Below are 25,590 nucleotides of genomic sequence, written 5' to 3'. Positions count from 1 at the left end.
CTGTGCGCAGGGCCCCGGCACCACCATGACCTGGTAAGTACGCAGTCCTGAGTCGGCCCGGCAGAGCGAGGTGCACCCGCAAGGTGTTTTATTACGTCCTGAAGTATGTCGTTCTGGGGCCCGTGCTGCGGCTTCTGTTCCGGCCCCGGATCGAGGGCCTGGAGAACATTCCCGAGGACGGCGCGGCGATCGTCGCGGGCAATCACCTCTCCTTCTCCGACCATTTCCTGATGCCGGCCATCATCAAGCGCCGCATCACCTTCCTGGCGAAGGCCGAGTACTTCACCGGCCCGGGGATCAAGGGCCGGCTCACGGCCGCCTTCTTCCGAAGCGCCGGGCAGATCCCGGTGGACCGGTCCGGCAAGGACGCCGGGCAGGCGGCCATCCGCGAGGGGCTCGGGGTGCTGAGCAAGGGCGAGCTGCTGGGGATCTATCCGGAGGGCACCCGCTCGCACGACGGCCGGCTCTACAAGGGCAAGGTCGGAGTCGCGGTGATGGCGATCACCGCGCAGGTGCCGGTGGTCCCCTGCGCCATGGTCGGCACCTTCGAGATCCAGCCGCCCGGCCAGGTCGTACCGAAGATCAAGCGGGTGGCCATCCGGTTCGGCGAACCGCTGGACTTCTCCCGCTACGCGGGCATGGAGAACCAGAAGGCCGCGATCCGGGCCGTGACGGACGAGATCATGTACGCGATCCTCGAACTCTCCGGCCAGGAGTACGTCGACGAGTACGCGGCCAAGGTGAAGGCGGCCGAGCAGGAGGCCGCCCCGCCGAGGAAGTTCCCCAAGCTGCGACGCTGAGCGCGAATACGCCACCGGCAGAGCGGCCTCGTCCCGGCGGGCCGGCTCCCCTAGCGTCGGGTTCATGAGCAACGGACACGCATGGGTGCTGGGAGCGACGGGCCAGATCGGGCGGGCCGCGGTCCGCGCGCTGGCCGCCGACGGCTGGGAGGTCACCGCGGCCTCGCGCGGCGGCGGCCGGGACGCGGGGTGGGACGCCGGGGTCCGGGCGGTGGCGCTCGACCGGGACGAGGAGGGGGCGCTGGAGAGGGCGCTGGGCGACGGCGTTGACGTGCTGGTCGACATGGTGGCGTTCGACGGCGCGCACGCCCGGCAGGTGACGGGGCTGGCCGGCCGCGTCGGCTCGGCGGTCGTGATCTCCAGCGGTGCGGTGTACGAGGACGAGCGGGGCCGCAGCTTCGACACCCAGGACCGGCCCGACGGCTTCCCCCGATACCCCGTGCCGGTGCCGGAGACGCAGCGCACGGTGGAGCCGGGAGACACGACGTACGGGACCCGGAAGGTGCGGCTGGAGCGCGATCTGCTGGCGGCGGGCGACGCGCTGCCGGTGACGCTGCTGCGCGCGGGCGCGGTCCACGGCCCGTACTGCCGCACACCGCGCGAGCTGTACTTCGTGAAGCGGCTGCTGGACGGGCGGCGGCGACGGGTGCTCGCGTACGGCGGACGGAGCCGCTTCCATCCGGTCCATGTGTCCAACGCGGCGGAGCTGATCCGGCTGGCGGCCCGGAAGCCCGCGTCCCGGGTGCTGAACGCGGCGGATCCGCAGGCGCCCACGGTCGCGGAGATCGGGAGGGCTGTCGACGCTGTGCTGGGCGTGGAGACGGAGACGGTGCTGGTCGACGGCGCTCCCCCGCAGGGCCCTGTCGGGGAGACGCCGTGGAGCGGCGCCCATCCCGTGGTCTACGACATGACCGCCGCCGAGGAAGAGCTCGGCTACCGGCCGGTGACGGGGTACGCGGAGTCGCTGCCGGCGACGGTCGCGTGGCTGGCCGGGGAGCTGGCGGGGCGGGACTGGCGGGAGGCGTTCCCGAAGATGCTCAAGGGCTACGGCGAGGGCCTCTTCGACTATGCGGCCGAGGACGCCTGGCTGGCGGCGTACGACCGGGGCCGCCGCTGAACGGGCCCCGGTCGTACGCCTCCTGGGAGACCTACGGCTTCGGCGTGGCGTGCGGGGTGCACGTCACGTCGTGCCGGTCGGTCTTGCCGGTGAGCAGGTAGGTGTCCACCCGCTCGTTGACGCAGGGGTTGACCAGCCCGGTGACACCGTGGGATCCGGCGTCCTTCTCGGTGATGAGCCGGGAGCCCTTGAACCGCTTGTGCAGCTCGACCGCGCCCGCGTACGGGGTGGCGGCGTCGCGGGCGGACTGCACGATGAGGACCGGCGGCAGGCCCTTGCGGGTCTTCACGTCCAGCGGGGTGCGCTGCTTGGCCGGCCAGGTGGCGCAGGGCAGGTTCATCCAGGCGTTGGCCCACGTCATGAACGGGTACTTCTCGTGCAGCCGGCTGTTGTCCCGGTCCCAGGTGCGCCAGTCGGTGGGCCACTGGGCGTCGGCGCACTCGACGGCGCTGTAGACCGCGTTGCCGTTCTCGGAGGCGGCGTTGCCCGCGAGGTCGCTCATGTCGGGCGCGGCGGCGTCGATCAGCGCCTGGGTGTCGCCGGAGCGGTAGGCGCTCCAGGTCTTGGCGGTGGGGGCCCAGGCGGAGTCGTAGTACGGCGCGCCCTGGAAGAAGGAGATCAGCTCGGCGGGTCCGACCACGCCGCCGATGGGCTTCTTCTTCGCGGCGGCCCGCAGCTTCAGCCAGGCCTTCTCGACCTTCTGCGGGGTGTCGCCGATGCCGTAGACGGAGTCGTGCCGCGCGACCCATGCCTTCCAGTCGTCCCAGCGGGTCTGGAAGGCGATGTCCTGGTTCAGGTTCGCCCGGTACCAGATGTTCTTCCGCGAGGGGTCGACCACGCTGTCGACGACCATGCGCCGGACGTGCGTCGGGAAGAGCGTGCCGTAGACGGCGCCCAGGTAGGTGCCGTAGGAGACACCGATGAAGTTGAGCTTCTTCTCCCCGAGTGCGGCCCGGATGACGTCCAGGTCGCGTGCCGTGTTGGGCGTCGTCATGTGCGGGAGCATCGCGCCGCTGCGCTCGCCGCACCCCTCGGCGTACTCGCGGGCCAGCTTGCGCTGGGCACGTTTGTCGGCCTCGCTGTCGGGGACCGGGTCGGCCTTGGGGGCCTTGACGAACTCCTGCGGGTCGACACAGGAGATCGGGGCGGAGTGGCCGACGCCGCGCGGGTCGAAGCCGACGAAGTCGTACGCCTTCGCGGTCTTCGTCCAGAGCGGGTTCTTGCCGGTGATCCGGGTGGGGAAGCGCAGTCCCGAACCGCCGGGGCCGCCCGGGTTGTAGAGCAGGGCGCCCTGCCGCTCGTCCTTCGTCCCGGTGCTGACGTGCCGGTCCACGGCCAGCTCGATCTTCTTGCCGTACGGCTTGGCGTAGTCGAGCGGCACGGTCACCCAGCCGCACTGGATGGGGGCGGTCAGGCCCCAGTCCTCCGGGCAGTCCTTCCAGTCGATCCCGGTCTTCGCGGCCCGGTGCGCCGCGACGGCGACCCCACGCGCCTCCGCGTCGCCCCGGCCGTGGTGGCGGCCGTCGGCACCGGCGGCGGGTGCGGCCATCGCCCCCGCTATGAGCGTGCCCGCGACGAGAGCCCCGGCCGAGCCGAGCATCGTTGTGCGTCTCACGTGAATCTCCCCCTTCATCCGATCCGCCGCCGAGGGCGGCGTGGTCATCGGTACGTCGCGGGGATCCTTTCGTCTGCGGGGCGCCCGGGGCCAGGGCGTACACGTGTTTCTTTACCGAACCCATAACCGGTGAAGGAAGTTCGCTGAGCGGACTCAGCCGCCGGAGCCTTCCCCGAGTCCGCCCAGCAGCTCGCTCGTCGCACCGTCCAGGATCCCGCGCAGCAGGCGGGCGTCGGCGGCCACGGCAGTGACGAGGACGGCGGGGCCGGCCAGCGGGGTGAGGGCGGCGGTGGGACCGAGGAGGCGGGCCGGGAGCGGGGCGTCCTCGAAGGACGGGTCGGCGAGCAGCAGTTGACCGACGGCCCGGTGGCCGGCGAGGACGGCGGGGCCGTCCCAGCCCTCGGGGGCGGCGGGGCCGTAGGCCAGCTGCTGGTCCAGGAGCGGGCGGCCCGCGCGGTGGACGGTGAGGCGGGTGGTGAGCGCGCCGGTGGCCTCGCCGTGCCGGCCGAGGATCTGCTCCTCGCGCAGCAGGAGGCGGGCGGTGGCGCCGAGTTGGACCCGGGTGCTCTGGTGCAGGTCGCTGCCGTGGGCGGAGACCAGCTGTTCGGGCAGCCAGTGCAGGACGGCCCCCTCCCCCACGCTCAGGTCCACGGTGTACGTGGACGGGCCGGTGTCCTCCCGGGGGCCCGGGAGGGCGACGGTGGCCGCCGCCGCGTCGACCGTGAGGCGTGCGCCCTCGGCGACCTCGGCCTCGATGGCGAGGCGGTCGCCGTTCAGCGGTGCGCTCATCGCGCCGACGACGGTGACCCGGGCGTACGCGGCATGTGCGGACCGGGTGCGGCGCAGGGCGAGCGGGCCGTCGCTCTCCAGGACGGGCAGGGCGGTGCCGCCCCGCCCGTCGGGCTCGGCGCGGAGCCGGGCCCGCGCGCGGACGCTCACGCGGTCCAGGCGGCGAGCTGTGCGCGCACCCAGTCGGCGACCGGTCCGACGCCCTCGGCCGAGGTCAGCGAGGTGAAGGCGACGGGGAGTCCGCCGCGCTGCTTCTTGGCGTCCAGGGCCATCCGCTCCAGGTCGGAGCCGACGTAGGGGGCGAGGTCGGTCTTGTTGATGACGAGGAGGTCGGCGGTGGTGACCCCGGGTCCGCCCTTGCGCGGGATGTCGTCGCCGCCCGCGACGTCGATGACGAAGATCTGCGCGTCGACCAGGCCCTTGGAGAACGTGGCGGTGAGGTTGTCGCCGCCGGACTCGACGAGGATCAGGTCGAGCGGCCCGACCGCGTCCTCCAGGTCCTCGACCGCTTCGAGGTTGGCGGAGATGTCGTCGCGGATCGCGGTGTGCGGGCAGGCGCCGGTCTCGACGGCCTGGATGCGCTCGGGCGGCAGGACGGCGTTGTTCAGGAGGAAGTCGGCGTCCTCGCGGGTGTAGATGTCGTTGGTGACGACGGCGATGGAGAGCCGGTCGCGCAGTTCCCGGCAGAGGGCGGCGACGGTGGCCGTCTTGCCGGAGCCGACGGGACCGCCGAGGCCGATGCGCAGGGCGCGCCGGGTCCCGTCGGGGCGGGTGGCGTCGGCGCTGACGGCGGCGGGGCCGTCGTGGGTGTGACCGAGGTGCATGAGGGCTCCTGTGGGTGTGCGGATCGGAAGGGGCCCGCGAGCGCGGGCGGGTGCGGTTACGAGGCGAAGAGGCGGACGGGCCAGGCGGCGTGCGCCTCGGCGGTGATGTCGAGGAGCGGGGCCGAGGCGGCGGGCAGGGCGTCGATGCCCTGCCGGGCGGCCTCGGCGGCCTGTTCGGCGACCCGGTCCAGCTCGGGGGCGAGCCGGGCGAGTACGGCGGTGGCGTGGAAGGGGTCGAGGGACAGGAGGCGGACGACGGCGGTGGCGGGGCCGCTGACGGTCTCGTAGGCGACGCAGTGCGCGGCGTCCTCGGGGGCGAGGCCCGCCGACCGCGCGGTGAGCCCGAGGACGACGGGCTGGTGGGCGCCGCGTGGCCGGGCCCGGGCGAGCGCCTCCAGTTCGGGGCTCGGCCAGGTGGCGCGGGCGGCCCGCATCATCTGCCGGCCCAGCTTGCGGGCGGTGGCGCGCAGGGCCGGCGAGGGCGTACGGGCGTCGGCGGCCTCGTCGAGGACGAGCGGGTCCAGGCCGTGGGCCGCCGCCGCGGCGAGGGCGGCGGCGGTGAGGCCCGCGGTGTGCAGGCGGCCCCGGCAGAAGGCGGCGAGGGATTCGGCGTCCCGGATCCGCCCTTCGGCGACGGCCGGTTCGGCGCCACCGGAGTGGGCGTGGCCGCCGGCGGGGAACCGGCCGTCGGCGAGGACGAGGAGAGCTGCGCGTGACATGGCTGCGACCGGCCCTCAGAAGAGGAAGTAGCGCTGGGCCATCGGCAGTTCCGCCGCCGGGGCCGGCTCGACCGGGTCGCCGTCGATGGTGACGGCGAAGCTGTCGGGGTCGACCTGGACCTGTGGCACGGCGTCGTTCTCCCGCATGTCCGCCTTGGTGACCCCCCGGGTGCTGGTGATCGGCACGAACCGCTTGTCCAGGGCGAGCCGTTCGGGCAGCCCGTCCTCGATCGCGGCGGCGGAGACGAAGTTGAACGAGCCGTGGGCGGCCGCCCGTCCCAGCGCGCCGAACATCGGGCGGGGCATCACCGGCTGGGGCGTCGGGATGGAGGCGTTGGCGTCGCCCATCTGCGCGTACGCGATCTGGCCGCCCTTGATGACGGTCTGCGGCTTGACGCCGAAGAACGCCGGGTCCCAGAGCACGAGGTCGGCGAGCTTGCCGCTCTCCACCGAACCGATCTCGCCGTCCATGCCCTGCGCCACCGCCGGGTTGATGGTGTATTTGGCGACATAGCGACGGACCCGGTGGTTGTCGGCCCGGCCGTCCCCGGGCAGGGCCCCGCGCCGCTTCTTCATCACGTGGGCGGTCTGCCAGGTCCGCAGGATCACCTCGCCGATGCGCCCCATGGCCTGGGAGTCGGAGGAGATGATCGAGATGGCCCCGAGATCGTGCAGGATGTCCTCGGCCGCGATGGTGGAGGGCCGGATCCGGGACTCCGCGAACGCCAGGTCCTCGGGGACGGCGGGGTTGAGGTGGTGGCAGACCATCAGCATGTCGAGGTGTTCCTCGATGGTGTTGACGGTGTGCGGCCGGGTGGGGTTGGTCGAGCTGGGCAGGACGTACGGCTCGGAGACCACGCTGATGATGTCGGGCGCGTGCCCGCCGCCCGCTCCCTCGGTGTGGTACGCGTGGATCGTCCGGCCGGCGATGGCGGCGAGGGTGTCGGCGACGAACCCGGCCTCGTTGAGGGTGTCCGTGTGGATGGCGAGCTGCGCGCCGGTCTGCTCGCAGACGGTGAGGCAGGCGTCGATGACGGCGGGGGTTGCGCCCCAGTCCTCGTGGATCTTGAAGCCCAGTGCTCCGCCGCGCAGTTGGGAGTGCATGGCGTCCTGCGACATCGTGTTGCCCTTGCCGAGCAGGCCGATGTTGACGGGGAAGGTCTCCAGCGCCTCGAACATCCGGGCGAGGTGCCAGGGGCCCGGGGTGACGGTGGTGGCCTTGGTGCCCTCGGCAGGGCCGGTGCCGCCGCCGACGAGGGTGGTGATGCCGCTGGAGAGCGCCTGGTCGACGAGGGTGGGCGAGATGAAGTGGACGTGGGCGTCGACCGCTCCGGCCGTGAGCAGTTTCCCGTTGCCCACGATGACCTCGGTCTCCGGCCCGATCACCAGGTCGGGGTGGACGCCGTCCATGGTGTCCGGGTTCCCGGCCTTGCCGATGCCGGTGATCCGGCCGTCCCGGATGCCGATGTCGGCCTTGACGATGCCCCAGTGGTCGATCACGACGGCCCCGGTGATGACGGTGTCGGGCGCGCCCTCGGCCCGGGTGGTGCGGGCCTGGCCCATGGACTCCCGGATCACCTTGCCGCCGCCGAACACCGCCTCGTCGCCCGCGTGTCCGGGGCCACCGGAGCGGTCCTCCTCGATCTCGACGAGCAGATCGGTGTCGGCGAGCCGGATCCGGTCACCGGTCGTGGGCCCGAACAGGTCGGCGTACACGGCTCGTTTGAGGTCAGGCATCGAGGGCACCTCCGGTTTCGCCGCGCAGGCCGGGGACGACGCGGCGGCCGGCGAGGGGGACGAGTTCGACGTCGGCGGGGATGCCGGGCTCGAAGCGGACCGCCGTACCGGCGGCGATGTTCAACCGCAGGCCGTGGGCGGCGGCGCGGTCGAAGCGCAGCCCGGGGTTGGCCTCGGCGAAGTGGTAGTGGGAGCCGACCTGGACGGGGCGGTCGGCGGCGTTGAGGACGGTGAGGCGGGTGACCGCCCGTCCCTCGTTGAGGGGGATGTCCCCGTCCCCGTACAGGATCTCTCCGGGAATCATCGGCGCGCCCCCGTCAGACGATCGGGTCGTGGACGGTGACGAGCTTCGTGCCGTCGGGGAAGGTGGCCTCGACCTGGACGTCGTGGAGCATCTCGGGGATGCCCTCCATGACGTCGTCCCGGGTGAGCACCTTCCGCCCCGACGCCATGAGTTCGGCGACGGTACGGCCGTCCCGGGCGCCTTCGAGCAGATGGGCGGTGATCAGGGCGACGGCCTCGGGGTGATTGAGCCGCAGCCCGCGTGCCCGGCGCTTCTCGGCCACATCGGCGGCCACATGGATGAGCAGACGTTCCTGCTCGTGCGGGGTCAGTTGCACGCTTCCACCTCATCCTCTTCCGTCCGGCTCCGGGTCCGGACGCAGCGGGACCCTATCCCCGTTCAACAACTCGTTGAACGCGGATCGCGGTCTCGCGACCAGGCATTGCACGTTAGGGCGGAAGTTTTTCCGTTGCGTTAACTGATCTTTTGCGGGGTGATGGACATCAGACCGCACAACCCGTTCTCCAGGACCTCGGGGCGTACGTCCCCGAAGAGCGCCTCCTGCACGATGAAACCCTGCGCCGTCGCGATCATCGTGCGCGCCACGTCGTCGCCGGGCACGTCGCTCCTCAGGATCCCGGCGGAGCGGTAGGCCTCGACGAGCTTCGCCCAGGCGACGCGCATGGTGGCGTAACCGTCGTCGAGGAGTGCGGCGAGCCGCTCGTCGCGCAGGGTCTCGGACCAGAGCTGGACCACGAGCGCGGCGAAGGTACGGCGCTCCAGCCCGTGTACCTGCCCCGCGAGCACCCCGCCGAGCACCCGGCCGAGCAGCGCGTCCGGGGTGGGCGGCGGTGTCATGCGGGAGGCCTCCTCGAAGGCGCCGCGAATGACGCCGAAGGTCTCCTCGGTGATGGCCGCGATGATGTCCTCCTTGCCGGGGAAGTAGCGGTAGACCGCTCCGGCGGACAGGCCCACCTCCTTGAGGACGTCCTGCATGGACGTGCCGTGAAATCCGTTGCGGGCGAAGCAGCGCGCCGCACCGTCGAGGATCTGACGGCGGCGGGCGTCGAGGTGTTCCTGGGATACACGAGCCATGACCTCAATCTAAAACGAACGTTCCTTCTTGACAATCGGGCGCGGCGTGCCGACAGTGGGACCACGCCGTAAAACGAACGATCCTTCTCTTTGGCCGCCCCCCTGCGCGGCCCTCGCCCCACGAATCGAGGCCCCCCCATGTCCACCGCACCCAACCGCCGCGCGGTGGCGGTGATCCTGCTGGTCCCCCTGATGGTGACCCTCGCCCTCTGGGCCTTCGCCTGGCCCGCCGCCCGGATCGCGCCGCGCGACCTCCCGGTCGGAGTGGCGGGCGCGGGGCCGGCCGCCGAGCAGCTGGAGCAGCGGTTCGAGCAGCGCGGTGGCGCCTTCGAGGTGCACCGCTACGACGACGAGGCCTCCGCCCGCACCGCGATCGAGGACCGGGTCGTATACGGATCGGTCGTCGCCACTCCGCAGGGGCCGCGCCTGCTCACCGCATCGGCGGCGAGCCCCGTCGTCTCCCAGCTACTGCGTGAGGCCGTGACCGCGTCCGTTCCGAAGGGCACCCCGGTCGAGGTCACCGACGTGGTGGCCGCGCCGCCCGGGGACCCTCGCGGCAGCGCGCTCGGCGCGAGCGTCCTGCCGCTGGCCCTGGCGGGAATGGCGGCCGGAGCCGTCGTCACCCTCATGGGGCTGCGCGGGGCGCGGGCCGCGTTGACCCTCATCGGGTCGGCCGTGCTGGTGGGGCTCGCCGCCACGGCCGTGGCGCACAGCTGGCTCGGCGTGGTCACGGGCGACTGGTGGACGGAGGCGGGCGTGCTCGCGCTCACCGTGCTGGCCATCGGTTCGGCGGTGGCGGGGCTCGCCGCCCTGTTCGGTTCGCGCGGCATCGGACTCGGCGCGCTGCTGATGGTCCTGCTGGGCAATTCCTTCTCCGGGGTCACCAGCGCCCCGCAGCTGCTGCCCGAGCCCGTCGGGGCGATCGGCCAGTGGCTCCCGCCGGGCGCGGGCGGTTCCCTGCTCCGCTCGGTCGCCTTCTTCGACGGGAGCGCGGCGGGCGGGGCCGTACTGACGCTCTCGCTGTGGTCGGCGCTCGGACTGGCGGCGGTGCTGCTCGCCCGCCGCGCACCGGCGCCGGCTCCCGAGCCGACCGAGCCGAGCGAGCCCGCCCGGGAGCCGACCCTGACCGGCTGAGCCCGCAGGCGCACGAGCCGAGCCGGGCGCCCCGTGACGTACGGGCCGAGCCGGGCGCCCCTCTTCCGGGAGGGGCGCCCGGCTCTGCGCTGTCGCGGGCCGGTCGGGGCGTCAGGCCTCCGGGCCCTCGCCGTCGTAGGGGCGGTGCTCGGCGGCGATGCCGAACCTGCGCCGTTCGCCCTGAGCGGAGGGCGCGGAGCCGATCGAGGAGACCGAACTGATCACCTGCTCCTCGGCGGCAGTCTCCTCCGCTTCAAGTCGTTGCAGGTCAGCGGCGGAGACCAGTGCGATGAGCGGCTTGCCGTGCCGTGTCACCACGACGCGTTCACCGCCGTAGACGACGCGGTTGATCAGTTCGGCTAGCTCCGCCCGTGCTTGCGTCACCGGAATCTCGTAGGCCATAGTCCCCATCATAACCTTCTGTACGTCCTGTACATTTTTTACGCAGGGACGGACGGACAGACGGATGGTCAGTTCCAGGAGAGAGGCACGCCATGATCCGCCCCGCCGCCCGCTACGTCCTGCCCGAGTTCACCGAGCGCACCGCGACCGGAACCAGGACGCTGGACCCGTACTCCAAGCTGCTGTCCGAGCGGATCGTCTTCCTCGGTAGCCCGATCGACGACACCGCGGCGAGCGACCTCATCGCCCAGCTGATGTACCTGGAGCACGCCGATCCGGACCGGCCCCTGTCGCTCTACATCAACTCACCCGGCGGCACCTTCCAGGCGATGGCCGCGGTCTACGACACGATGCGGTTCCTGACCTGCGAGGTGGAGACCTTCTGCCTGGGGCAGGCGGGCTCCTACGCGGCGGCCCTGCTGGCGGCCGGGGCAAAGGGGCGTCGACATGCACTGCCCGGCGCGCGGGTAGTCATTCAGCAGCCCGCGCTGGAGGAGCCGATGCGGGGCCAGCCGTCCGACCTGGAGATCCACGCGCGCGAACTGGTGCGCACCCGCGAGATGTTCGCGGCCATGCTGGTCCGGCACACGGGCCGGACCGCGGAGCAGGTCACCGCCGACATCGAGCGCGACACCATCCTCGACGCGAAGGCCGCCCTCGCCTACGGGCTGGTCGACCACGTCGTGGAGAACCGCTGACTCTCCCGGCCGCCGTACGACGCGAGGGGAAACGCCGATGGAGCCACCCGAGTTCCCGCCCCTGCCCGCGCTGACCCGCGCCGAGGGCGAGTTCGTCGACTGCTATCTGGCCGTGCTCGACCAGGTGGGCCGGATCAACCCGGCCCACGGCGGCGACACCTACAGCGCGCTGCGAGCCGCCCAGGCCCTCGCCTCCGGCGCGGCGGCCCTGCGCGACGCCCTGGCCCTGATGCACGAGCGGGGCGAGTCGCGGCTCCACGCGGCCACCCTGGCGCGGGCCCTGCGCGTCCTGGACGGGGAGCGCCGGGCGGGCCGGGTCGCGATGCCGCCGACGGTGAACTGACCCGCTCCGCACCCGGAAGCACGATACGGAGACGGCCGGAAGCGCCTCACGGGGCTGGGGCGAGCGCCCCGTTGGAGCGGGCAGAACGGCCTCACGGGGTCGGGGCGGGCGCCTTGTTGGAGCGGGGAGGACATCAAACGGGGGCGGACCGGTCGCCCGCCGCACGACACGCCCGGTCCCGCGATCGATTTGCCTCGCTCGTTCGGCGTAGGAGATCACCCGCGCGAGCGACTGCTCAACTTGCGTTCGACGCCCGGCCCGTACTCGAAATGCGCCCTTTCGTCGCTGGTACGAGGGTGTGCGCCCGGCTCGTCGGCGAGCGCGAATCGGGCCTGTCCACCTGAATGGATCAGTGGTGAGGAGACTCACAAACCACCGTTTCAGCTCGGAAATCCGGCACGGAGTGCGTCAAGATCCCTGGGACGAACAGCCCCCGCCACCGCGGCGGGGCGGTCCGGGCGGACGCCGAGTCCTGCCGCCGCCCGGATGACTGGTCGACAGAAGTGGATCGGCAGGAGTGGAGGACCCGAGCACAACGGGCCGACCGGGAGACCGGGAAGCCCTCGGGGTGAAGCCGCGTCAAGCGGCCGGGCAACTTCGCCAGCCCGAACCCGACAGGTCATCCTTCACAGGCGGCTGACGAAGGGTTGCGCATGTCTGCGCAGGTTCATGTCCCGTCTCTGTTCGCCCGGGTCGGTACGGCCTCGGTGCTCACCCTGGCCGTGACGTCCACGATGCTGGCGCCCGGCATGGTGAGCGACGCCGAGGCCGCCGCTCACTCGACGAAGGCCCTGAAGGTCGCCGCGTCGAAGAAGGGTGCTCCCTACAAATACGGAGCGGCCGGCCCCAGCCGTTTCGACTGTTCGGGCCTGACGGTCTACTCGTTCAAGAAGGCCGGCAAGAAGCTTCCCCGCACCGCACAGCAGCAGTACAACAAGACCCGCCATATCGCGAAGTCGCAGCGCAAACGCGGCGACCTCGTCTTCTTCCATTCCGGGCGCAGCGTCTACCACGTGGGCATCTACGCCGGGGCCGGGAAGATCTGGCACTCCCCCAAATCGGGGGACGTGGTGCGACTGGCGAAAATCTGGTCCAAGAGCGTCTGGTACGGAAGGGTCCGCTGACCTCCGGCCGGACGCTCTTTCCGTGCGGGAGTCACGGGCGGCCGCTGAGGGCGCCCGCGACGTCCTCAGCGCAGCAGCGGGCCGGTGACCAGGGCGAGTCCCAGACCGGTGAGCGCCACACCGCTGCCGCCCTCGATCGCGCGGGCGGTACGCGGTCGGCGCAGCCACCGGCCCAGCCGGTCCACGAGCAGGGCCACGGCCGGGAACCAGATCAGCGCCAGCACCACCACGAGGGCCGCGAGCAACAGGGTCCGGGGCAGGGGCGGCTGGCCGTCGGGCACGAACTGCGGCAGCAGACTGAGGAAGAGGACCGGGGCCTTGGGGTTCAGCGCGTTGGTCAGGAACCCCTGGCGCACCGCGCGTCCGAACTCGCCGGGCACGGGCCGCCCCGGCGCGTCCTCGGGAGTTCCGTCGCCGTCCGCCGCTCCGCGACGCCGGATCGCGTACAGCGTGCTGATCCCGAGGTAGAGCACGTACGCGCCGCCGAGCAGCTGGACGGTGCGGAAGAGCACGGGCATCGTCACGAGCACCGCGGCGAGTCCGGCGACCGCGAGTGCGGTGTGCACCAGCAGCCCCCCGGCGACGCCGAGCGCGGTGGCCAGGCCGGCGGCGCGTGAGGCCAGGGCGTTGCGTACGACGACGGTGAAGTCGGCGCCGGGCAGCGCGACCATACCGGCGGCGACCCCCGTGAAGGCGATCAGTTGTGCGTCCATGAGGTCCACCTTGGACCGGCGGAGCCTTTAGCGTGTACTTGCAATCTTCTGGGTCTACCTAAAGGAACGCTTTCATGTACGACCCGACACGGCTCGCGGCACTCGTGGCGGTCGCGGAGGCCGGATCGATCACCCGGGCCGCCGCCCGCCTGGGCTACACCGCGCCCGCGCTCTCCCAGCAGCTGGCCAAGCTGGAGCGGGAGGCCGGGGCGGCGCTGCTGGTGCGCCACCATCGCGGTGCGCGGTTGACGGCGGCGGGCGAACTGCTGGCGGGCCGGGCCCGGCGGGTGCTGGACGAGCTGGACCAGGCGCGGCACGAGCTGGCGCAACTGGCCGGGCTCTCGGGCGGCAGGCTGCGGGTGGGGACGTTCACGACGGCCGGGATCCATCTGCTGCCCCCGGTCCTCAGCGCGTTCCGGCGGGCTCATCCGGAGGTCGAGCTGACCGTCGCCGAGTACGAACCGCCCGGCGGGGTCGCCGCCGTGGTCGCGGGCGAGGTGGACCTCGCTCTGACGCATGCCTATGAACCGGCGACGGCGGGCCCCCTGCCGGTGGGTGTCCTCGTCGAACCCCTGCTGGTCGAGGAGCTGGTGCTGGTCACCTCGGCGGGTCACCGGCTCGCCGAGGGCACCGGTCGGCTGCCGGTCAGCGAGCTGGCGGGGCGGCCGCTGATCAGCAGCGCGCCCACTCACCCGCCCCGGCACGGGGTCGAGAGCGCGCTCGCCGAGGCCGGGGCGACGCCCGCGGTGGTCTGCGAATCGCCCGGGTACGCGCTGGTGTGCGCGCTGGTCAGTGCGGGTCTCGGGGTGGCGGTGGTGCCGGAGATGGTCGCCTCGATGGCGGCGGCCCCGCTGTCGGTCCGTCGACTGGAGCCCGCGTCGTTCCGGAGGACCATCTCGGTCGCGCACCGGGGCGACCGGTCGAGCGCGGCTGCCGGGACGCTGCTCGCGCTGCTGCGCAGCGGCTTCGGCCGTGGCGGCACGGCAGCACCGGCGAATCGGCCGTCCGCGGGCTGACGCCCCCGGCTCTCCCCGTGCTCCGCCGGGATCAGCCCTGGACGGCGACGACCCACGGGAGCGCGATCCAGACCGTCTTGCCGCCCTCGGCGGTCGGGGTGACCTGGAGCCGCCCGCCGCGCTCCTTGGCCAGTGCCCGGATGATGACCATGCCGCGCCCGTTGTCCTGCCGTACGGCGGCGGGCAGTCGCTGCGGCCAGCGGGGGTGACTGTCCGTGACGCCGAGATACAGCTCCTCGTCGCGTTCGAGGCGCAGATCCACGGTGAAGGTGGGCGACTGGCCGAAGGTGTGCTGAACGGCGTTGGTGGCCAGCTCCGAGACGATCAGGCGGATGGTGTCGGCGAACTCGCTGTCGTCGGGCAGGCCCCATTGGGTCAGGGTCCTGGCGACATGTCTGCGGGCCGAGGAGACCGAGACCGGATCGCTCGGCAGAGTGACGGTTGCTTCCTGATGGTCTGCCATGGCGACGCCGTCCCTTTCCCGCCCCGGCCGACCGACGGTCGGCCAGGATTGTGCTTCGCGCCAGATTGCCATCGATGCAGCTCCCTGTAACGGGGTTCGGCCAAGATATGCATATATCTGTCGCTCGAAGCGGTGAATTCGGGACCCGTACGGCGTGGGCGGGCGGCACACTGACCTCCCTGCGGGCCGGCCCCGGTGACGGACCGGCCCTTCCCGACAGCAGAAGGAGACCGGCATGCTGCACGGCCCCGTCGTCCGGCGGCGCAAGCTCGGTGAGGAGCTGCGGAGCCTGCGCAGCGCCTCCGGCCTGACCAGCCGGGACGCGGCGCGGCTGCTCGGCTGGCACCAGTCGAAGGTGAGCCGCATCGAGACGGGCGCCAGCGGGGTGACGCCGGCCGACGTTTCGCGGCTGCTGGACGTCTACGCGGTGCGGGACACCCAGTTGCGTTCGCTGCTGGAAGTCCTCGCGGGGTCGGCGGGCGGCGGCGGTTCGGGCTGGTGGCACGCCTACCGGGGGCTGATCCCGCCGCAGTACCGCGACTTCATCAGTCTGGAGTCGCAGGCCAGTACGGTCCGGACGCTGGAGACCTCCGTGGTGCCGGGGCTGCTCCAGACGGCCGGATACGCACGGGCCGTGACCCGAGCCTCACTGGACGGGTTACCGGACGGCCGGCTCGACTCCCTGGTCGAGGTCCGGCTGACCCGCCAGCGGGTGCTGCGCGCGAGTCCGCCGCTGCGGTTCACCGCCGTCCTGGACGAGGCGGTGCTCCATCGCGAGGTGGGTGGGGCGGCGGTGATGCGGGATCAGCTGCACCACCTGATCCAGGTGTCCCAACTCCTGCATGTCCAGTTGCAGGTGTTGCCGTTCTCGGTGGGCGGGTACGTCGGACTCACCAGCCCTTTCGTTATCTTCTCCTTTCCGAACACTTCTGATCTGGATGTGGTCGTTCTTGACCACTTGACGAGTAGCCTCTATCTGGAACGGAAAGAAGACCTTGAGGCGTACAGCTCGGCCTTCCGTACGTTGCAGGCGCACGCGCTGTCGCCCGAACGCTCGCTGGACCTCATCACCGCGATCAGCCGCGGCTAGCGGAACCGGGCCGTCCGGCCGGGTCCCGCCGGACCGTCCGACTGCCCGAGGGGGCCACCATGTCCGACCGTTCCGCACCACAGCCGTCGCCCGGGGCGCCGTCCACCGCGTCGTGGCGGCGCAGCAGCCGCTCGACCGGGATGAACAACTGCGTGGAGACCGCGCTGTTCGGCGCCCTGCTCGCGGTACGCGATTCGAAGGACGTGGACCGGCCGCCGCTGCGCTTCTCGGCGGCGGCCTGGAGCACGTTCGTCACGGGTCTGGGGCCTGCCCGACCCTTCACGTCGTCGCCCGCGGGGCGGCCGCGCGGGGTCAGCTGACCGGAGCGTCCGCCGGCCGGGGAGCGGTGGCGACGATCGTGGCCACCGCGGTCGTGAGCTGCTCCTCGGTCAGGTCGGCGCGGGCGGTGAGCCGCAGCCGGGAGATGCCGTCCGGTACCGACGGCGGGCGGAAGCAGCCCACCGCCATCCCGGCCGTGCGGCAGTCGGCCGCCCAGCGCACCGCCGCGTCCGCCGAGGGCGCCCGGACGGAGACGACGGCCGCGTCGGGCCGGACCGCCCGCAGCCCGGCGGCGGTGAGCCGCGTGAACAGCGCGGTGGCCACCTCACGGGCGCGGGCCGCCCGTTCGGGCTCCCGGCGCAGCACGTCGAGCGCGCCGAGCGCGCCGCCGGCCGCCGCCGGGGCGAGTCCGGTGTCGAAGATGAACGTACGGGCCGTGTTGACCAGGTGGTCGATGACCCGGGCGGGCCCCAGAACCGCTCCGCCCTGGCTGCCCAGCGACTTGGACAGGGTGAGCGTGGCCACGATCCCGTCGCGGCCCGCCAGGCCGGCGGCGGCGAGCGCGCCGCGACCGCCGTCGCCCAGGACGCCGAGGCCGTGGGCGTCGTCGACGAGCAGGGCGGCGTTCGCGGAACGGCAGGCCTCGGCAAGGGCGGGGAGCGGAGCGGCGTCGCCGTCGACGGAGAAGACCGAGTCGGTGACGGCGAGGGACCGGCCGTCGTGGGCCCCGAGCGCCTTGGCGACCGCGTCCGGGTCGGCGTGGGAGACGACGGCGGTCTCGGCGCGGGAGAGCCGGCAGCCGTCCACGATCGAGGCGTGGTTGCCCGCGTCGGAGACGATGAGGGAGCCGCGCCCGGACAGCGCGGTCAGGGCGGCGAGGTTGGCCGCGTAGCCGGAGGAGAGCACGAGGGCCGCCTCGAAGCCGCAGAACGCGGCCAGCTCCCGTTCGAGTTCGGCGTGCAGGGCGGTGGAGCCGGTGACCAGCCGGGACCCCGTCGCCCCCGCCCCCCAGCGAAGGGCGGCATCGGCCGAGGCGGCCGTGACCTCCGGGTGCCGGGTGAGGCCCAGGTAGTCGTTGCTCGCGAGGTCCAGCAGCTCCGGCTCGGCGTCGCGTGGACGCAGCGTGCGTACGAGTCCGGCGGCGGCCCGGCCGCGGGCCTCGGCGTCGATCCAGTCGAACGGGGCGAAGGACATGGGGCGGTCCCTTGGGTAGGCGGGCCTCGGCGGGCGGCTCCGCGCGGACGTCCGGTGCGGACAGCCCGGTGCGGAGGGTCTGGCGCGGCAGGTCTGGGGCGGACGGTCCGGTGCGGGCAGTCCTGTGCGGACGGGCTCTTTGTAGGCAGCCAACAGACCCTAGCCGGGTGCGCAGCAGGTCAGGGTGTGGCAATACACACACCCTCGCCCGGGTCTCCTGTCTGGTTCCTCCTTGGCTGGAGGCGGTGCGGTAAGCCAGGATCATCTTCCATGGACCTGCTGAACACGCTGGTGGACAAGGGGCTGCGGCGCGAACTGCCGACCCGCGAAGAAGCGCTCGCCGTACTGGCGACCTCCGACGACGAGCTGCTCGACGTGGTGGCCGCCGCAGGGAAGGTGCGCCGGCAGTGGTTCGGGCGGCGCGTGAAGCTCAACTATCTGGTCAACCTGAAATCGGGGCTCTGCCCCGAGGACTGCTCGTACTGCTCGCAGCGGCTCGGGTCGAAGGCCGGAATCCTCAAGTACACCTGGCTGAAGCCGGACGAGGCGTCCAAGGCCGCCGCCGCCGGAGTGGCGGGCGGCGCCAAGCGGGTCTGCCTGGTCGCGAGCGGGCGCGGCCCGACGGACCGGGACGTCGACCGGGTCTCGAAGACCATCGAGGCGATCAAGGAGGAGAACGAGGGCATCGAGGTCTGCGCCTGCCTCGGCCTCCTCTCCGACGGACAGGCCGACCGGCTGCGCTCGGCGGGCGCCGACGCGTACAACCACAACCTGAACACGTCCGAGGAGACGTACGGGGCGATCACCACGACGCACACGTACGCGGACCGGGTGGAGACCGTGCAGCAGGCCCAGGCCGCCGGGCTCTCGGCATGTTCCGGGCTGATCGCCGGGATGGGCGAGAGCGACAAGGACCTGGTCGACGTGGTGTTCGCGCTGCGGGACCTGGACCCGGACTCGGTGCCGGTGAACTTCCTGATCCCGTTCGAGGGCACGCCGCTGGCCAAGGAGTGGAACCTCACCCCGCAGCGCTGCCTGCGCATTCTGGCGATGGTCCGCTTCGTCTGCCCCGATGTCGAGGTGCGGCTCGCGGGAGGGCGTGAGGTGCACCTGCGCTCGATGCAGCCGCTGGCGCTCCACCTGGTCAACTCGATCTTCCTGGGCGACTACCTGACCAGCGAGGGCCAGGCGGGCCAGGCCGACCTGGAGATGATCGCGGACGCCGGTTTCGAGGTGGAGGGCGCGGGCACGACGACGCTGCCGCGCCACCGGGCCGACGCTCTCGCCGGCGGTTGCGGTACGTCGGCGGAGCCGGCCGCGTGCGGACCGCAGGAGTCCGCCGGCTGCGGTGCGCACGGGGGCGGCGGAGGCTGCGGCCCGTGCGGTGGCCATGGAGAGCAGGAGCCGGTGGCCGACCCCGTCGCCGTCGCCGACGGCGGGGAGAGCGTCCCGGTCGCGCGTACGGAGACGAACGGCGCGGCGCGTACGGACCTGGTGGCGGTCCGCCGGCGCGGTGCGGGGACGGATCTCGCCCCCAATGCCTGAGCCGTACGCCCCCGCGCTCCCGTTGTCCGCCGCTCCGAAGCCGTACGCCCCCGACGAACTGCGGGCGCTCGACCGCGCGCACGTCTGGCACCCGTACGGTCCGATGCCGGGCCGCCAGGAGCCGCTGATCGTGGAGTCGGCCTCCGGGGTACGCCTCAGGCTCGCCGAACCCGTCGAGGGGCAGCGCGAGTTGGTGGACGGCATGTCGTCCTGGTGGTCGGCGGTGCACGGCTACAACCACCCGGTCCTCAACGAGGCCGCGCGCGGCCAGCTGGACCGGATGAGCCATGTGATGTTCGGCGGGCTCACGCATGAGCCCGCCGTCCGGCTGGCGACCCGGCTGGTGGAGATCACCCCCGAGCCGCTCCGGCACGTCTTCCTCGCCGACTCGGGGTCCGTCTCCGTGGAGGTCGCGGTCAAGATGTGCCTCCAGTACTGGCGTTCGGCCGGCCGGCCGGCCAAGCGGCGGCTGCTGACCTGGCGCGGGGGCTATCACGGGGACACCTGGCAGCCGATGTCCGTGTGCGACCCGGAGGGCGGGATGCACGAGCTGTGGTCGGGCTCCCTGCCCCGGCAGGTCTTCGCCGACGCCCCGCCGGACGGCTTCGAAGCGGAGCCGGACCCCGCCTACGTGAACCATCTGCGGGAGCTGGTCGCGGCGCACGCCGAGGAGTTGGCGGCGGTCATCGTGGAGCCGGTGGTGCAGGGGGCCGGGGGGATGCGGTTCCACTCCCCCGCGTATCTGCGCGTGCTGCGCGAGGCGTGCGACGAGCACGACGTGCTGCTGGTCCTCGACGAGATCGCGACCGGGTTCGGGCGTACGGGCAAGCTGTTCGCCGCCGGGCACGCCGGGATCTCGCCGGACGTCATGTGCGTCGGCAAGGCCCTGACCGGCGGTTATCTCACGATGGCGGCGACGCTGTGCACCACGCGGGTGGCCGAAGGCATCTCCAGCGGCGAGGTGCCGGTGCTGGCGCACGGGCCGACGTTCATGGGCAATCCGCTGGCCGCCTCGGTGGCCGCGGCCTCGGTGGACCTGCTGCTCGGGCAGGACTGGGAGGCCGAGGTGGCGCGGATCGGCGCGGGCCTGCGGGCCGGGCTCGCTCCCGCCGCGGACCTCGCGGGAGTGGTGGACGTACGCGTCCTGGGGGCGATCGGGGTCGTCCAGCTCGACCACGACGTGGACATGGCGGCGGCGACCCGGGCGGCCGTACGCGAGGGCGTGTGGCTGCGGCCGTTCCGCGATCTCGTCTACACGATGCCGCCGTACGTCACGGGCGACGAGGACGTGGCCCGGATCTGCCGGGCCGTGTGCGCCGCGGCGCGGGAAGGTTGAAGCGACATGTCGACGATTCTGGTGGTGTCCGGTACGGGCACGGAGATCGGCAAGACAGTGGTGACCGCCGCGGTGGCGGCCGCCGCCCGGGGCCGCCGGGTCGCGGTGCTCAAGCCCGCGCAGACCGGGCTCGCCCCCGGGGAGCCGGGTGACGCGGCCGAGGTCGCGCGCCTGGCGGGAAGCCATGTGACGGCGGTCGAGCTGGCCCGCTTCCTGGAGCCGCTGGCCCCGGCCACGGCCGCGCGGCGGGCCGGGCTCGCCCCGGTTCGGCAGTTCGAGGTCGCCGAAGCGGCCGAGAAGCTGGCCACCGAGCACGATCTCGTGCTGGTGGAGGGTGCGGGCGGGCTGCTCGTGCGGTTCGACGACGAGGGCGGCACCCTCGCGGACGCGGCCCGGCTGCTGTCCGCGCCGGTGCTGGTGGTGGCCCCCGCGGGTCTGGGCACACTGAACTCCACCGCGCTGACGGCCGAGGCGCTGCGGAGCCGGGGTCTGAGCTGCCGGGGCGTGGTGATCGGCAGCGCGCCGGCGGAGCCGGACCTCGCGTCGCGGTGCAACATCGAGGATCTGCCGGTGGCGGCCGGCGCGCCGCTGCTGGGCGCGGTACCGGCCGGCGCGGGTGCGCTGCCGGGCGCGGACTTCGCGGCGCACGCGCCGAACTGGCTCGCTCCGGAACTGGGCGGGACCTGGGCCCCGACCCGGCCGTGAGCGCTGCGCTCCGAGGTTCCGCGAGGGTCCTCCGCGGGCTGCGGAGGGCTATCGGGGGGCGTTACGGGGGAGAATCGTCGAGGAGCCCTACGCCCACGCCGTAACGGAGGTCCGTCATGCAGCTGCGCAGCAGGAAGCTCCCCCGGGACGCCGTGCACCACCCGGTCTTCGCCCGCTTCTACGCACGGTTCAGCGTGACCGCCGATCTCAGGGGAGGCGTCGCCGCGTACCGCGAGGAGCTGCTGTCGGGGCTCTCCGGCCGGGTCATCGAGGTCGGTGCGGGGAACGGGCTGAACTTCGCCCACTACCCCGGCGCGGTCTCGGAGGTCGTGGCGCTGGAGCCGGAACGTTCGCTGCGGCAGCTCGCGGTCCGCGCCGCCCTGCGCGCCGAGGTGCCGGTGGACGTGGTGCCGGGGGCGGCCGAGGCGCTGCCGGTCAAGAGCGAGGGGTTCGACGCCGCCGTCGCGTCCCTGGTCCTGTGCACCGTACGGGATCTGCCCCGGGCGCTCGCCGAGATCAGGCGGGTCCTGCGGCCGGGCGGCGAACTGCGGTTCTTCGAGCACGGGCTGGCGCCGGGGCGGGCGCTGGCGACCGCGCAGCGGGCGGCCGACCGGACCCTGTGGCCGCTGCTCTTCGGCGGCTGTCACACGGCCCGGGACCCCCTGGCCGCGATCGAGGCGGCGGGCTTCGAGATGGGCACGTACCGCAGGCTGCGCATTCCGGAGGCGGGCCTCCAGATGCCCTCGTCCCCCTGTGTCCTGGGCGTGGCCCGCAAGCCGTTCACGGAGGACTGAGCCGGCGGCCGGGGCGTTCGCACCGTCTCACACGCTCCACTGCCGCAGCTCGTCGGCGATGGCCCGTACGTCCGCCTTGCCCTGCTTCACCAGCAGCGCCAGGTCGCGGACCTGTTCGGGCGAGGTGATGACCTTGAGCCCGGAGGCGACGAGATAGCCGTACGCGACGGCCGAGGCGAACATCGCGTTGGAGTGTTCGAGCGCGGGCACATGCAGCAGCAGCTGCAACAGGGCCGCCGCCCGCGCGTGCGGGTCGCTGTAGACGGCGCTGCCGAAGATCTCCGCGTCATGCCGTGCCACAGCGGCGACGAGCGCGCCCCAGTCGACGACCTGCGGGTCTCCGGGCGTCTTGTGCTCGGCGACCATGAGCAACCAGGAAAGGTCGATCCGCAGGTTCAACGGGTGCCTTCGCGCTCCGGGCCGAACTCCTCGGCGAACACCGTCTCGTACTGCTTCATGAAGTCGGCCGCGGCCTCGACGAAGGTGTGTCCCACCTCGCCGGCGTCCTGCTGGACCAGTTCTTCTATGTAGCGGTTCACACTCATCCCCCTCTGCAGCGCGCGCTGCCGCGCGGCCTCGGCGGTGGCCTCGTCCACTCGAACGTTCAGCTGAGTCTTGGGCACCCTCCCAAGCTAGCGCGACCGTGCTAGCACCGGCAAGGGGACGGCGTCCGGGACCCGGGGCGGCCGCATCGTGGAATGCGTTCGATTCCGTGCCGCGGCGGATGATGGGATGGCCGTCATGAACGATCACTCGCTGTCGACACGGTCCGCGACCCCCGCCGATCTGGACGAGGTCCTCGCCTTCTGGAAGGTGGCCGCGGAGGGCACGAGCATCAGCGACGACGGGGACGGGATCGCCCGCCTGGTGGAACGGGACCCCGAGGCGTTGGTCCTCGCCGAGCGGGAGGGGGCGCTGGTCGGCACCGTCATCGCGGGATTCGACGGCTGGCGCTGCCATCTCTACCGCCTCGCGGTCCACCCGGACCAGCGGCGCCGGGGCGTGGGCAGCGCCCTCCTCGCGGCGGCGGAGGAACGCTTCACCGCGCTGGGCGGGCGGCGCGCCGACGCCATGGTCCTCGACCGCAACGCCTCGGCCCACCAGGCCTGGCGCGCGGCGGGGTACGAGCCCGAGCCGCAGTGGAGCCGCTGGGTGAAGCACCTGACGGAATGACGCGGTAGGACGGGGCGCAGCTGGGCAGACGCCTACGATGACATGCCCCTCCGTCACCCCCCTCCCGAAAGGTGTGAGCGTCCGTCCATGGGCGAGCCTCCCAGGAGCCGGTACCGCCGATCCCTCCGTTTCCGCCGACACCGCGCGGTCACCCCGCCCCTGCCTGATCATGGGACGGAGGTGAACCGATGATCGAAGTGCTTCTGCTGCTCGTCGCCCTGCTGCTCTGCGTCGCCTGCGGCGCGTTCGTCGCGGCGGAGTTCTCTCTGACCACGGTGGAGCGCAGCGAACTCGAACAGGCCGTCGAGCGGGGCGACCGGGGTGCTTCGAGCGCGCTGAAGGCCGTCCGGAGCCTCACCTTCCAGCTCTCGGGGGCCCAGCTCGGCATCACCGTCACCAACCTGGTGATCGGCATGCTCTCCGAGCCGTCCATCGCCAAGCTGATCCGCGGCCCCGTCGAGGCGGCGGGGCTGCCTCCCGCCGCGGCGTCCACCCTGGCGCTCGTCATCGGCACGGCGCTGTCCACGGTGGTCCTCATGGTGGTCGGCGAACTGGTCCCGAAGAACTGGGCGATCTCCTCCCCGCTGACCGTGGCCAAGGCGGTGGCCACCCCGCAACGGGGGTTCACCGCGGTGTTCCGCCCCTTCATCAGCCACCTCAACAACACGGCCAACCGGATCGTGCGCCGCTTCGGTCTGGAGCCGACCGAGGAGCTGGCCTCCGCCCGCAGCCCGCAGGAACTGGTGGCGCTGGCCCGGCACTCCGCGAAGGAGGGCGCACTGGAGGCGGACACGGCCGAGCTGTTCGTCCGCACCCTGAACCTCTCGGAGCTGACGGCGGAGAACGTGATGACGCCACGGGTCCAGGTGACCGCGCTGGAGCTGCAGGCGACGGCCGAGGACGTCGCCAACGCCACCCGGGCGACCGGTCTGTCCCGCTTCCCCGTCTACCGGGGCAGCCTGGACACCGTGGTCGGCGTGGCCCACATCAAGGACGTCCTGGCGATCCCCGCCGACCGGCGGCCCCGCACCCGCGTCTCGGAACTGCTGCGCGAGCCCCTGCTCGTACCGGAGACGCTCACCGTGGACCGGCTGCTGGACCGGCTGTCCGGCAAGCTCGCCATGGCCGTGGTGATCGACGAGTACGGCGGGACCGCCGGGGTCGCGACGCTGGAGGACATCGTGGAGGAGGTCGTCGGCGAGGTCCGCGACGAGCACGATCCGCACGAGACGCCCGATCTCGCCGCCGCCGGTGAGGACGCCGACGGACGGAACCTGTGGTCGGCCGACGGGGCGGCACGCACCGACCAGCTGCGCAGGATCGGTCTGCGAGTGCCGGACGGACCCTACGAGACCCTCGCCGGGCTGATCGCCTCCGAGATCGGCCGGATCCCGTCGGTGGACGACAGCGTCGAGCTGGCCGGATGGCGGATCGACGTGGTGGACGCTTCGGGACGCCGGGCCGCCCGAGCCCTGCTGCACGCCCCGCTGCCGGGGTCCGAGGACCGGGCGGAGGTCGAACAGTGATCGTTCTCCAGCTCTTCATCGGCCTGCTGACCCTCGTGGCCAACGCCTTCTTCGTGGGCGCCGAATTCGCCCTGATCTCGGTGCGCCGCAGCCAGATCGAACCGGAGGCCGAGGCCGGGAACCGGCGGGCCCGCAGTGTCATCTGGGGCCTGGAACACGTCTCCGCGCTCCTCGCCGCCGCCCAGCTCGGCATCACGCTCTGCACCCTGGTGCTGGGCATCGTCGCCGAACCGGCCATCGCGCATCTGCTGGAGCCGGGCTTCGACGCGGTGGGGGTGCCGCACGGTCTGGTGCACCCGCTGTCGTTCGTCATCGCGCTGGGCGTGGCGACCTATCTGCACATGCTGCTGGGCGAGATGGTCCCGAAGAACATCGCGCTGGCCGAACCGGCCCGGAGCGCTCTGCTCCTGGGGCCGCCGCTGGTCGCGATGGCCCGTGCCCTGCGGCCGGTGATCTTCGCGATCAACGCGTTCGCCAACGCCCTGCTCAAGCTGTTGCGGGTGGAGACGAAGGACGAGGTCTCCGCGACGTTCTCGGACGACGAACTGGCCCGGATGGTGCAGGACGCCGGGGACGCCGGACTGGTCGACGACCGCTCCGCGCAGCGCCTCCACCACGCCCTGGAGCTGGGCCGCAGGCCGGTACGGGATGTGGTGATGCCGGTCGATCGGGTGCTGTACGCCAGGGTCGGCACCACTCCGGAGGAACTGGAGCGGCTCTCGTCCGAGTCCGGGTTCTCCCGCTTCCCGGTGATGGACAGCGAGCAGCGCATCCTGGGCTACCTCCATGTGAAGGACGCCCTGGACGCGATGCCCCGCGACGTTCCCTTCCCGGTGTCGGCGATGCGGCCGATCGCCCGCGTCCGTGCCGCGACTCCGCTGGACGACGCGCTGACCGCGCTGCGCCGCAGCCGGACCCATCTGGCGGCCGTCCTCGACGAGGACGGGCGGCTGGCCGGCATGGTCACGATGGAGGACGTGCTCCGCGAACTCGTCGGGCGGCCGGGAACCCGCTGACCCCCGCGCCCGCCCCGTCGGCCCGCCCCGCCGCTCGGCGGGCGGGCCGACGGGGTGCGC

The 25,590-nt window shown here is 72.6% G+C and carries 30 protein-coding genes and 1 riboswitch; of the genes, 16 read left to right on the top strand and 14 right to left on the bottom strand.

Going from position 1 to position 25,590, the window contains the following annotated elements:
• Positions 1 to 83: 83 nt before the first annotated feature.
• Both ACFWRV_RS02895 and ACFWRV_RS02890 read left to right on the top strand, forming a co-directional pair.
• Positions 84 to 800 (top strand): 1-acyl-sn-glycerol-3-phosphate acyltransferase, encoded by a 717-nt coding sequence (locus tag ACFWRV_RS02895; RefSeq protein ID WP_056699561.1) that lies wholly within the window; start codon positions 84 to 86, stop codon positions 798 to 800.
• Between the two features lie 64 nt (positions 801 to 864).
• Entirely contained in the window at positions 865 to 1,917 is a 1,053-nt protein-coding gene (locus tag ACFWRV_RS02890; RefSeq protein ID WP_384327183.1) for an NAD-dependent epimerase/dehydratase family protein, read from the top strand.
• 31 nt (positions 1,918 to 1,948) lie between these two features.
• Here ACFWRV_RS02890 and ACFWRV_RS02885 read toward each other — a convergent pair whose 3' ends face one another.
• The 8 genes from ACFWRV_RS02885 to ACFWRV_RS02850 form a co-directional block, all read right to left on the bottom strand.
• Entirely contained in the window at positions 1,949 to 3,517 is a 1,569-nt protein-coding gene (locus ACFWRV_RS02885) for an alpha/beta hydrolase (RefSeq protein WP_384327282.1), read from the bottom strand.
• A 168-nt stretch (positions 3,518 to 3,685) separates the two neighbouring features.
• On the bottom strand, positions 3,686 to 4,471 hold the full coding sequence (locus ACFWRV_RS02880) for an urease accessory protein UreD (protein ID WP_384327181.1): 786 nt from the start codon (positions 4,469 to 4,471) through the stop codon (positions 3,686 to 3,688).
• Positions 4,468 to 5,145: an urease accessory protein UreG gene (gene ureG / locus ACFWRV_RS02875; protein ID WP_384327179.1), complete on the bottom strand. Its 678-nt coding sequence runs from the start codon at positions 5,143 to 5,145 to the stop codon at positions 4,468 to 4,470. The genes ACFWRV_RS02880 and ureG overlap by 4 nt, the downstream gene beginning before the upstream one ends.
• Before the next feature lie 56 nt (positions 5,146 to 5,201).
• Positions 5,202 to 5,864, bottom strand: a complete 663-nt coding sequence (locus ACFWRV_RS02870) for an urease accessory protein UreF (RefSeq protein WP_384327177.1) — start codon at positions 5,862 to 5,864, stop codon at positions 5,202 to 5,204.
• A gap of 15 nt (positions 5,865 to 5,879) precedes the next feature.
• Positions 5,880 to 7,601: an urease subunit alpha gene (locus ACFWRV_RS02865; RefSeq protein WP_384327175.1), complete on the bottom strand. Its 1,722-nt coding sequence runs from the start codon at positions 7,599 to 7,601 to the stop codon at positions 5,880 to 5,882.
• Entirely contained in the window at positions 7,594 to 7,905 is a 312-nt protein-coding gene (locus ACFWRV_RS02860; protein WP_044369300.1) for an urease subunit beta, read from the bottom strand. Before ACFWRV_RS02860 ends, ACFWRV_RS02865 begins: the two co-directional genes overlap by 8 nt.
• 13 nt (positions 7,906 to 7,918) lie before the next feature.
• Complete coding sequence (locus ACFWRV_RS02855) at positions 7,919 to 8,221, bottom strand: urease subunit gamma (RefSeq protein ID WP_050357661.1); 303 nt, start codon at positions 8,219 to 8,221, stop codon at positions 7,919 to 7,921.
• A gap of 137 nt (positions 8,222 to 8,358) precedes the next feature.
• Positions 8,359 to 8,979, bottom strand: a complete 621-nt coding sequence (locus tag ACFWRV_RS02850) for a TetR/AcrR family transcriptional regulator (RefSeq protein ID WP_384327172.1) — start codon at positions 8,977 to 8,979, stop codon at positions 8,359 to 8,361.
• Between the two features lie 138 nt (positions 8,980 to 9,117).
• Here ACFWRV_RS02850 and ACFWRV_RS02845 point away from each other — a divergent pair, with 138 nt between their 5' ends.
• Positions 9,118 to 10,113, top strand: a complete 996-nt coding sequence (locus ACFWRV_RS02845) for an ABC transporter permease (protein ID WP_384327171.1) — start codon at positions 9,118 to 9,120, stop codon at positions 10,111 to 10,113.
• A gap of 111 nt (positions 10,114 to 10,224) precedes the next feature.
• Here the strand turns inward: ACFWRV_RS02845 and ACFWRV_RS02840 are convergent, their stop codons facing one another.
• Entirely contained in the window at positions 10,225 to 10,515 is a 291-nt protein-coding gene (locus ACFWRV_RS02840) for a type II toxin-antitoxin system Phd/YefM family antitoxin (RefSeq protein ID WP_384327169.1), read from the bottom strand.
• A 92-nt stretch (positions 10,516 to 10,607) separates the two neighbouring features.
• Here ACFWRV_RS02840 and ACFWRV_RS02835 point away from each other — a divergent pair, with 92 nt between their 5' ends.
• From ACFWRV_RS02835 to ACFWRV_RS02825, 3 genes are all read left to right on the top strand, one after another.
• Positions 10,608 to 11,213, top strand: a complete 606-nt coding sequence (locus tag ACFWRV_RS02835; RefSeq protein WP_384327167.1) for an ATP-dependent Clp protease proteolytic subunit — start codon at positions 10,608 to 10,610, stop codon at positions 11,211 to 11,213.
• Positions 11,214 to 11,250: 37 nt separating this feature from the next.
• Positions 11,251 to 11,556 carry a hypothetical protein gene (locus tag ACFWRV_RS02830; RefSeq protein WP_384327165.1) on the top strand — a complete coding sequence of 102 codons (306 nt, stop codon included), beginning with the start codon at positions 11,251 to 11,253 and terminating at the stop codon, positions 11,554 to 11,556.
• A 485-nt stretch (positions 11,557 to 12,041) separates the two neighbouring features.
• A riboswitch (cyclic di-AMP (ydaO/yuaA leader) is annotated at positions 12,042 to 12,206 on the top strand.
• A gap of 3 nt (positions 12,207 to 12,209) precedes the next feature.
• A complete protein-coding gene (locus ACFWRV_RS02825) occupies positions 12,210 to 12,680 on the top strand; it encodes a C40 family peptidase (RefSeq protein ID WP_384327163.1) in 471 nt (156 codons plus the stop codon).
• A gap of 65 nt (positions 12,681 to 12,745) precedes the next feature.
• Here the strand turns inward: ACFWRV_RS02825 and ACFWRV_RS02820 are convergent, their stop codons facing one another.
• Positions 12,746 to 13,393, bottom strand: a complete 648-nt coding sequence (locus ACFWRV_RS02820; protein ID WP_384327161.1) for a LysE family translocator — start codon at positions 13,391 to 13,393, stop codon at positions 12,746 to 12,748.
• Positions 13,394 to 13,467: 74 nt separating this feature from the next.
• Between ACFWRV_RS02820 and ACFWRV_RS02815 the strand changes: the two genes are divergently transcribed.
• The gene (locus ACFWRV_RS02815) at positions 13,468 to 14,409 is read left to right on the top strand and encodes a LysR family transcriptional regulator (RefSeq protein WP_384327159.1); all 942 of its coding nucleotides are present in this window, start codon (positions 13,468 to 13,470) and stop codon (positions 14,407 to 14,409) included.
• Positions 14,410 to 14,440: 31 nt separating this feature from the next.
• On the opposite strand, the gene ACFWRV_RS02810 is transcribed toward ACFWRV_RS02815, so the two are convergent.
• The gene (locus ACFWRV_RS02810; RefSeq protein ID WP_384327157.1) at positions 14,441 to 14,872 is read right to left on the bottom strand and encodes an ATP-binding protein; all 432 of its coding nucleotides are present in this window, start codon (positions 14,870 to 14,872) and stop codon (positions 14,441 to 14,443) included.
• A gap of 235 nt (positions 14,873 to 15,107) precedes the next feature.
• On the opposite strand from ACFWRV_RS02810, the gene ACFWRV_RS02805 reads away from it, so the two are divergent.
• Together ACFWRV_RS02805 and ACFWRV_RS02800 are read left to right on the top strand one after the other, a co-directional pair.
• Positions 15,108 to 15,962, top strand: a complete 855-nt coding sequence (locus ACFWRV_RS02805) for a helix-turn-helix domain-containing protein (protein WP_384327155.1) — start codon at positions 15,108 to 15,110, stop codon at positions 15,960 to 15,962.
• A 59-nt stretch (positions 15,963 to 16,021) separates the two neighbouring features.
• Positions 16,022 to 16,282, top strand: a complete 261-nt coding sequence (locus ACFWRV_RS02800) for a DUF397 domain-containing protein (RefSeq protein WP_384327154.1) — start codon at positions 16,022 to 16,024, stop codon at positions 16,280 to 16,282.
• Here the strand turns inward: ACFWRV_RS02800 and ACFWRV_RS02795 are convergent.
• The gene (locus ACFWRV_RS02795) at positions 16,275 to 17,435 is read right to left on the bottom strand and encodes an 8-amino-7-oxononanoate synthase (protein WP_384327152.1); all 1,161 of its coding nucleotides are present in this window, start codon (positions 17,433 to 17,435) and stop codon (positions 16,275 to 16,277) included. The two genes, ACFWRV_RS02800 and ACFWRV_RS02795, sit on opposite strands and share 8 nt — an antisense overlap.
• A gap of 270 nt (positions 17,436 to 17,705) precedes the next feature.
• Here ACFWRV_RS02795 and bioB point away from each other — a divergent pair, with 270 nt between their 5' ends.
• From bioB to ACFWRV_RS02775, 4 genes are all read left to right on the top strand, one after another.
• Complete coding sequence (bioB, locus tag ACFWRV_RS02790) at positions 17,706 to 18,980, top strand: biotin synthase BioB (protein WP_384327150.1); 1,275 nt, start codon at positions 17,706 to 17,708, stop codon at positions 18,978 to 18,980.
• A complete protein-coding gene (locus tag ACFWRV_RS02785; protein ID WP_384327148.1) occupies positions 18,973 to 20,316 on the top strand; it encodes an adenosylmethionine--8-amino-7-oxononanoate transaminase in 1,344 nt (447 codons plus the stop codon). The genes bioB and ACFWRV_RS02785 overlap by 8 nt, the downstream gene beginning before the upstream one ends.
• A 6-nt stretch (positions 20,317 to 20,322) precedes the next feature.
• Positions 20,323 to 21,021, top strand: a complete 699-nt coding sequence (bioD, locus tag ACFWRV_RS02780) for a dethiobiotin synthase (RefSeq protein WP_384327146.1) — start codon at positions 20,323 to 20,325, stop codon at positions 21,019 to 21,021.
• Positions 21,022 to 21,137: 116 nt separating this feature from the next.
• On the top strand, positions 21,138 to 21,815 hold the full coding sequence (locus ACFWRV_RS02775; protein ID WP_384327144.1) for a class I SAM-dependent methyltransferase: 678 nt from the start codon (positions 21,138 to 21,140) through the stop codon (positions 21,813 to 21,815).
• 27 nt (positions 21,816 to 21,842) lie between these two features.
• Here the strand turns inward: ACFWRV_RS02775 and ACFWRV_RS02770 are convergent, their stop codons facing one another.
• Both ACFWRV_RS02770 and ACFWRV_RS02765 read right to left on the bottom strand, forming a co-directional pair.
• The gene (locus ACFWRV_RS02770; protein WP_018957883.1) at positions 21,843 to 22,214 is read right to left on the bottom strand and encodes a hypothetical protein; all 372 of its coding nucleotides are present in this window, start codon (positions 22,212 to 22,214) and stop codon (positions 21,843 to 21,845) included.
• Positions 22,211 to 22,438, bottom strand: coding sequence for an antitoxin (locus ACFWRV_RS02765; protein WP_384327142.1), 228 nt, complete (start codon positions 22,436 to 22,438; stop codon positions 22,211 to 22,213). Before ACFWRV_RS02765 ends, ACFWRV_RS02770 begins: the two co-directional genes overlap by 4 nt.
• Before the next feature lie 109 nt (positions 22,439 to 22,547).
• Here ACFWRV_RS02765 and ACFWRV_RS02760 point away from each other — a divergent pair, with 109 nt between their 5' ends.
• From ACFWRV_RS02760 to ACFWRV_RS02750, 3 genes are all read left to right on the top strand, one after another.
• Positions 22,548 to 22,988, top strand: a complete 441-nt coding sequence (locus ACFWRV_RS02760) for a GNAT family N-acetyltransferase (RefSeq protein WP_384327141.1) — start codon at positions 22,548 to 22,550, stop codon at positions 22,986 to 22,988.
• 188 nt (positions 22,989 to 23,176) lie between these two features.
• Positions 23,177 to 24,514 carry a hemolysin family protein gene (locus ACFWRV_RS02755; protein ID WP_384327139.1) on the top strand — a complete coding sequence of 446 codons (1,338 nt, stop codon included), beginning with the start codon at positions 23,177 to 23,179 and terminating at the stop codon, positions 24,512 to 24,514.
• Entirely contained in the window at positions 24,511 to 25,530 is a 1,020-nt protein-coding gene (locus ACFWRV_RS02750; RefSeq protein WP_384327138.1) for a hemolysin family protein, read from the top strand. The genes ACFWRV_RS02755 and ACFWRV_RS02750 overlap by 4 nt, the downstream gene beginning before the upstream one ends.
• Positions 25,531 to 25,590: the final 60 nt, after the last annotated feature.

Source organism: Streptomyces sp. NPDC058576 (genome assembly GCF_042718715.1).
GTDB lineage: Bacteria > Actinomycetota > Actinomycetes > Streptomycetales > Streptomycetaceae > Streptomyces.
Note: the sequence above shows the minus strand (reverse complement) of the source record. Positions and strands in the feature narration are given on the sequence as shown.